At 74.4% G+C, this 6,340-nt stretch carries 7 protein-coding genes; 5 read left to right on the top strand and 2 right to left on the bottom strand.

Annotated elements, in window-relative coordinates:
* Positions 1-288: 288 nt before the first annotated feature.
* On the top strand, positions 289-1,266 hold the full coding sequence (locus LQ51_RS08230; protein WP_046564095.1) for an aldo/keto reductase: 978 nt from the start codon (positions 289-291) through the stop codon (positions 1,264-1,266).
* 9 nt (positions 1,267-1,275) lie between these two features.
* Here LQ51_RS08230 and LQ51_RS08225 read toward each other — a convergent pair whose 3' ends face one another.
* Together LQ51_RS08225 and LQ51_RS08220 are read right to left on the bottom strand one after the other, a co-directional pair.
* Entirely contained in the window at positions 1,276-1,719 is a 444-nt protein-coding gene (locus tag LQ51_RS08225; RefSeq protein WP_046564088.1) for an ATP-binding protein, read from the bottom strand.
* Positions 1,720-1,803: 84 nt separating this feature from the next.
* Positions 1,804-2,550 (bottom strand): SAM-dependent methyltransferase, encoded by a 747-nt coding sequence (locus LQ51_RS08220; protein ID WP_046564094.1) that lies wholly within the window; start codon positions 2,548-2,550, stop codon positions 1,804-1,806.
* A gap of 369 nt (positions 2,551-2,919) precedes the next feature.
* Here LQ51_RS08220 and LQ51_RS08215 point away from each other — a divergent pair, with 369 nt between their 5' ends.
* The 4 genes from LQ51_RS08215 (at position 2,920) to LQ51_RS08200 (ending at position 6,281) form a co-directional block, all read left to right on the top strand.
* Positions 2,920-4,134: an FUSC family protein gene (locus LQ51_RS08215; protein ID WP_046564087.1), complete on the top strand. Its 1,215-nt coding sequence runs from the start codon at positions 2,920-2,922 to the stop codon at positions 4,132-4,134.
* A 145-nt stretch (positions 4,135-4,279) separates the two neighbouring features.
* Entirely contained in the window at positions 4,280-4,690 is a 411-nt protein-coding gene (locus LQ51_RS08210) for an RlpA-like double-psi beta-barrel domain-containing protein (protein ID WP_046564086.1), read from the top strand.
* Positions 4,691-4,705: 15 nt separating this feature from the next.
* Complete coding sequence (locus LQ51_RS08205; RefSeq protein WP_046564085.1) at positions 4,706-5,302, top strand: hypothetical protein; 597 nt, start codon at positions 4,706-4,708, stop codon at positions 5,300-5,302.
* Positions 5,303-5,414: 112 nt separating this feature from the next.
* Complete coding sequence (locus LQ51_RS08200) at positions 5,415-6,281, top strand: MauE/DoxX family redox-associated membrane protein (protein ID WP_052744779.1); 867 nt, start codon at positions 5,415-5,417, stop codon at positions 6,279-6,281.
* Positions 6,282-6,340 lie beyond the last annotated feature (59 nt).

Genomic DNA, 6,340 nt, shown 5'->3' with positions numbered 1-6,340 from the left:
GCCGGCCGCCCCGGCGGGGCCGGTCGCCGGCGCTCGTCGTGGCGGGCCGGGTCGCCGGCGCTCGTCGTGGGAGGTCCGCCCGGGATACCGCAAACGGGGGCCTCGGGCGCTGTGGAGAGGCCGGATTGCGGCAACCGGAGTGGATCAATTCCGCTCCGGGCCCGGCTCTGCGCGAACCGGCCCGGACGTACGACGGCCCGGTGCCGGCCGAGGATGGAACCGGCCGGCCTGCGGCGCGCGCCCGCCGGTGGTGAGATGGACGGCGGGTGCGAGGAGGAGGACAACCGCATGGAGTACGTCAAGTTCGGGTCTACCGGCCTGGAGGTGTCCCGGCTCTGCCTGGGCTGCATGAGCTACGGCGAGCCGGGGCGGGGTGCGCACCCGTGGTCGCTGTCGGAGGCCGACAGCAGGCCCTTCATCCAGCAGGCGCTGGAGCTGGGGGTGAACTTCTTCGACACCGCCAACGTCTACTCCGACGGCACCAGCGAGGAGATCGTCGGCCGGGCGCTGAAGGACTTCGCCCGCCGCGACGACGTGGTCATCGCGACGAAGGTGCACGGCCGGATGGGGCCCGGACCTAACCGGGCCGGCCTGTCCCGCAAGCACATCATGAGCGAGATCGACGCGAGCCTGCGCCGGCTCGGCACCGACTACGTGGACCTCTACCAGATCCACCGGCTCGACCCGGGCACCCCGATCGAGGAGACCCTGGAGGCGCTGCACGACCTGGTCCGCGCCGGCAAGGTCCGCTACCTCGGCGCCTCCTCGATGTACGCGTGGCAGTTCGCCAAGGCGCTCTGGGCCGCCGAACGGCACGGCTGGACCAAGTTCGTCTCCATGCAGAACCACTACAACCTGCTCTACCGGGAGGAAGAGCGGGAGATGCTGCCGCTCTGCCTCGACCAGGGCATCGCGGTGATCCCGTGGAGCCCGCTGGCCCGCGGCCGGCTGACCCGGGACTGGGGCGAGCAGACCGCGCGGGCGGAGACCGACGAGTTCGGCCGCCGGCTGTACGCCCGGACCGAGGAGAACGACCGCGCGGTGGTCGACGCGGTGGCCCGGATCGCGCAGGCCCGGGGGGTGCCCCGGGCCCAGGTGGCGCTGGCCTGGCTGGCCCGCCACCCGGCGGTGACCGCGCCGATCGTGGGAGCGACCAAGCCGCACCACCTGACCGACGCGGTGGCGGCGCTGGACCTGGAGCTGACCGGGGACGAGGTGGCGCAGCTGGAGGCGCCGTACGTCCCGCACCCGGTCGCGGGCTTCTAGGGTCGCCGCTCAGGCGTCCGGCCGCGACTGGCGGGGGAACGACGCCCAGATGTTCTTGGTGTGCGCGGTGGCGTACCAGCCGACGGCCAGCGAGAGCTGCTGGGCCAGGAACAGTCCCCGCCCTCCGGAGTCCAGCGGATGGATGTCGGTCAGCTCGGGCACCGTGCGCACGTCGTGGTCGGCCACGTCGAGCAGGAAGCAGTCGTCGCGGCCGAGCAGGGTGACGATGGTCGGCGGCCGGCCGTGCCGCAGCGCGTTGCTGGCCAGCTCGGTGGCGACCAGCACGACCAGGTGCGGCACCTCGTCGAGGTCCTCGCCCTGCACCAGTCCGTGCCGCTCCAGCGCGTCGCGCAGCGACGCCCGCAGGTCGCGTAGTCCGTCCGGGCTGTCGAGCACCCACCGCTCCAGATCGGCGGCCTCCGGCGGCGGCGGCGAGGTGCGCAGCTGTTCCATGGGCTGCGTTTTACCCTGCGTAGCCGCCGGCTAAGCCGGCTCCCGCCCGCCCCCGGGGGGACGAGCGGGAGCCGGCCGCGCGGGTCAGCGGCGGAGCAGGGCGAAGACGCCCCAGCCCAGGTACTCGCGCCGGTAGCGGACATACCGCAGCGGGTCGTCGGTCAGCTCTTGGCGCAGCTCACCGGCCAGCTCGTCGTCCGGGTTGGCGTCCAGCCACCGGCGCAGGTTGAGCCAGTGCGCGGCCGCGTACCGGTCCCAGCTGTCCTGGTCGGCGAGGACCATCTCCACCAGGTCCCAGCCGCACTCGCCGAAGAGCCCGACCAGCCCGGGCAGGTCCCGGAACTCGTCCCGGGAGCGGGCGTGGCAGGCGGACCAGGTCTTCTCGTCGGGCGGGTCGAGCCGCCAGTACGGCTCGCCGACCAGGACCATCCCGCCGGGGCGCAGCCCGCGTTCCAGGAGGTCCAGGGTGCCGGGGACACCCCCGCCGATCCAGGTGGCGCCGACGCAGGCGGCCAGGTCGAAGACCTGTTCGGGTACGTACGCCGCGGCGTCGCCGTGCTCGAACCGGACCTGGTCGGCGACGCCCAGCTCGGCGGCGCGCGCCCGGGCGGCGGCGGTGTTGACGGTGCTGATGTCCACCCCGGTGCCGGTGATGCCGTGGTCCCGAGCCCAGGTGCAGAGCAGTTCGCCCTTGCCGCTGCACAGGTCGAGGATCGACGTGCCGGGACGGAGCCCGATCACCCGGCCCAGGGTGGCCAGCTTGACGTCGTCGATCGGGTTGAGGATCCGCAGGTCGCCCTCGCGGATGCTGAAACTACGTGGCAGATCCAATGTGATCACTCCAGGAGAAGAGAGGTGGGGACGTCGAGAGAAGACGACGCTGCTCGGCTCGGCGCGGCACGGGCACCAAAACACCCTCTTCAGGCAGTCGGAGTGACGTTGGCGGCGAGGCTATCCGCCGCCCGGCCGCCCGCCAAACGGATTACCGGCCGGCTGCTCGGTGCAGGGCGGGTGCCGTCGGCGGTCGCCGCCGCGCCGACTACCGGCCGGCTGGCCGGCGCGGGAGTCGTCGGCGTCGGCGGTCACCACCGCGCCGATTACCGGCCCGCTGCTCGGCGCAGGGCGGGTGCCGTCGACGTCGGCGGTCGCCGCCGCGCCGGACGGCAGGATTGGATCGCGCCGTAGCGGGTAGCCCCGGCCGTGGCCGGCGCGGGTCCGTCGAGGGAGGGCAGCGGAGCGACGCGTACCCGGCCCGGCGGACGGATCGCCGACCTGTCCCGCCGCTGGGGCGGGGCGCTGCCCGATCGGCTGCGCCGGGTCCGGGCCGGTCTCGGGCTGGCCGCCCAGGCCGGGCTGGCCGCGGGGCTTGCCTGGTGGGTCGCCGACAGCCTGCTGCACATCGCGCAGCCGGTGTTCGCGCCGATCTCGGCGGTGGTGACGCTGGCCGCGTCGGTCGGTCAGCGGTTGCGTCGCACGGTGGAGCTGGTCGTCGGGGTGGCGCTCGGCATCCTCACCGGTGACCTGTTGATCGGCGCGATCGGTGTCGGGGCGTGGCAGCTCGGAGTGATGGTGCTGCTCGCGATCCTGGTGGCCGCGTTCGTCGGCCGCAGCCCCGCCCTGGTGGTCCAGGCCGGCGCGACGGCGGTGCTGATCGGCACCCTGACGCCGCTGGTGTCGAACCTGGAACTGCCCCGGTTCGCCGACGCTCTGATCGGTGGCGGGGCGGCCCTGGTGGTGACCGCGGTGCTGTTGCCGCTCAATCCGCTCCGGCTGATCAACCGCTCCGCCGGTCCCGCCCTGGACCTGCTCGCCGACCAGCTCGACGCCACCGCCGCCGCGCTGCGGGAACGGGACGCCGTCCGGGCGCGGGCCGCCCGGGACCGGCTCCGGAACAACAAGGCGGAGCTGGGCGCCTTCGGCGAGGCGGCGCAGGGCGCCCGGGAGGCGAGCACGATGTCTCCGGTCTACTGGAGCGCCCGGGAGGGGCCGCTCGGCCGGTACGCCAAAGCGGTGGAGCCGGTCGACCGGGCCATGCGCAACAGCGGCACCCTGATCCGGCGCACCATCACCCTGATCGAGGACGGCGAGCCGATCCCGGCGGCCCTGCCGGCGGCGGTGTCCCGGCTCGCCGGGTCGGTGCGGATGCTGCACCGGGAGTTCGCCCGGGGGGCCGCCGAGCCCACCAGGACCCGCGAGGAGGCGGAGCGAGCGGTCGCCGACGCCGGGCACGCCTACCGGGCCGGGGTGGGTTTCTCCGGCGCCGTGGTGGTGGCCCAGGTACGTACCGCCGCCAGTGATCTGCTGGTCGCCACGGCGCTGCCGCAGGAGGAGGCGAACCGCCGGGTGCGGCGGGCGTTCGGCCCGCTCACGCCCCCGGAGCCCGACCCCCGTCGCGACGGCCCGGTGGCGGACTGAGCCTCCCGCGTGCCGTCGCCGGCCGCCGGTAGTGCCACCCGTAGGAAATCTTCGCCGCAGGTGTTGACGGAGGTGGTTTCCGACATAACAATCGCCATCTATATCGACATCCATCGTTGTCGATCATCTCTGGAGGGAGGTATCCATGGCGGCCATACAAGGCGAAGTGTCGTGGTTCTGCTGCGGCACGGCCTGGGGTCCCTGCGGCACCGCGGGAGGCGGTGCCTGCGGCACCTGCAAGTCCGGCAACTACCAGCACGCCTGGCCGAACACCTCGGACGCGTGCTACGCCATCACCCACCCGGACACCTGCGGGCTGAGCATGAGCCGGCGCGGGTGCGGGTTCCGGCACTACACCACCAACCTCTGCAACGGCGCCCGGGTCGGCACCACCATCGCCGACTGCGGCCCGCAGACCGACCTGTTCTGCGGCGAGCGCACCTGCTGCGGCTCGGCCTGCGGCAGCAACCGGATCATCGACCTGACGCCGGCGGCGTTCAGCGCGATCGGCAGCCTCTCCGTGGGGCTGCGGCCCTGCTCGGTCGACACCGTCTGAACGGGAGGGTTACCCATGCCTCAGACCCTGGACCGCCGGCGCCTGCTCGCCACCGCCGCGCTCGGCGGCGTGGTGGGCGCCACCGGGCTCGGCTCGCTCGCCCCCGACGCCGCGTTCGCCGCCGAGGCGGCGGCCATCGAACCCGGCGCCCCCGACCCGAACTTCGTCGAGGGCCGGATCAGCAAGATCTCCGGCCACCTGCTCCTGGTCCTCGGATCCGACACCGTGCTGCACTCGATCCGGATCACCGACGGCACCAGCATCTGGAAGCTGCACCCGACCACCTTCGACCAGGTGGCCATCGGCGACGGGCTCTACGCCCGCGGCGTCCGCCTGCCCGACGGCACGCTCGCCGCCGACTCCGTCTGGGTCAACATCGTCAACCTGCACGCGCACATCGCCGCCGTCGGCCGCAACCTGCTGCACCTCGACCACAAGGGGCAGCGCATCGTCGCCCACGTGGTGCAGGGCCGCTCCGCGGCGGTCTACAACGGCACGCCGGCGGTCAGCGACCTGTCCCTGCTGCGGGTCGGCCGGCACGTCCAGGTGCTCGGCGCCTGGCACCCGGACACCAACGAGATCGACATCGCCACCGTCTACGCCGCCGCCTGACCGGACACGCCCGACGGCTCCGGGTCGCGGCGCGGCGGACGCGCCGGCCTGGAGCCGCCGGCGGGCGGCGTGCGCGCCGCCCGGGCGTACCCGCCAATCGAGGGGAGAACTGATGATCGACCTGATCGCGGCGCTGCAACCGCTGGTCGTCGGCGCGGTGCTGGTCTCGTCCGCCCGCGTCAAACTGCTCAACCGGCACGCCCGGACGGCCGCCCAACGGACGGCCCTCGCCCGGCTGATCGGCCCGAACCGGGCGCTGCCCGCGTACCGCCTGCTCGGCGGCGTCGAGCTGACCCTCGGCGCGCTGCTCCTGCTGTTGCCCGCCCCGCGACCGGCGGCGGTCGCCGCGACCGCGCTGGCCGTCGGCTTTCTCGGTTACCTCGGGTACGCCCGCCGGGCCGCACCCGCCTCCTCCTGCGGCTGCCTGAGCAGCCGCCCGACCCCCGTCGCCGGCCGCAGCCTGGTCCGGGCGGCGCTGCTGGTGGCGGCGGCCGGACTGGCCGCGCTGCTCCCCGGCGCCTGGCCGGACGCGCTGGCCACCCGCCCCGGGGCCGGCATTGCCGTGCTGCTCGCCGAGGCCGCCGCCGTGGTGGCGCTCTCCCCGGAACTGGACGCGGCCTGGCTGCTGCCGCTGCGCCGGCTGCGCGCCCGGTTGACCAACCCGCTGCGCGGCGGGTCCGGCCTCCCGCTGCTCGCCAGCGTGCAGCAGGTCCAGCTCAGCGACTCCTACCGGCGGGTGGCGCCGCTGCTCCGCTCCGACGTGCGGGAGCACTGGGACGACGGTGAGTGGCGCTTCGTCGGACACGCCGCGCGCTACCAGGGCCGCCCGGCGACGGCCGTGTTCGCCGTGCCGTTGACCGACCTGGAGCCCGCGGCGGTACGCGTCGCGGTGGTCGACGACGCCACCGGCCAGACCGTGCTCGCCCTGGCCGGGGCGGGGCGACCCGCCGGTCCCCGGCTCGACGTCGTCCCGGCGTAGCCGGCCCGGCTCGCCGCCGCGGGCATGCAAGGCTGCCGATTCCGCCGTCACGGTCAGCC

It is taken from the genome of Micromonospora sp. HK10 (assembly GCF_000982955.1).
In the GTDB taxonomy this organism is placed as follows: Bacteria; Actinomycetota; Actinomycetes; order Mycobacteriales; family Micromonosporaceae; genus Micromonospora.
This window is presented reverse-complemented; position numbering and strand designations above follow the sequence as displayed.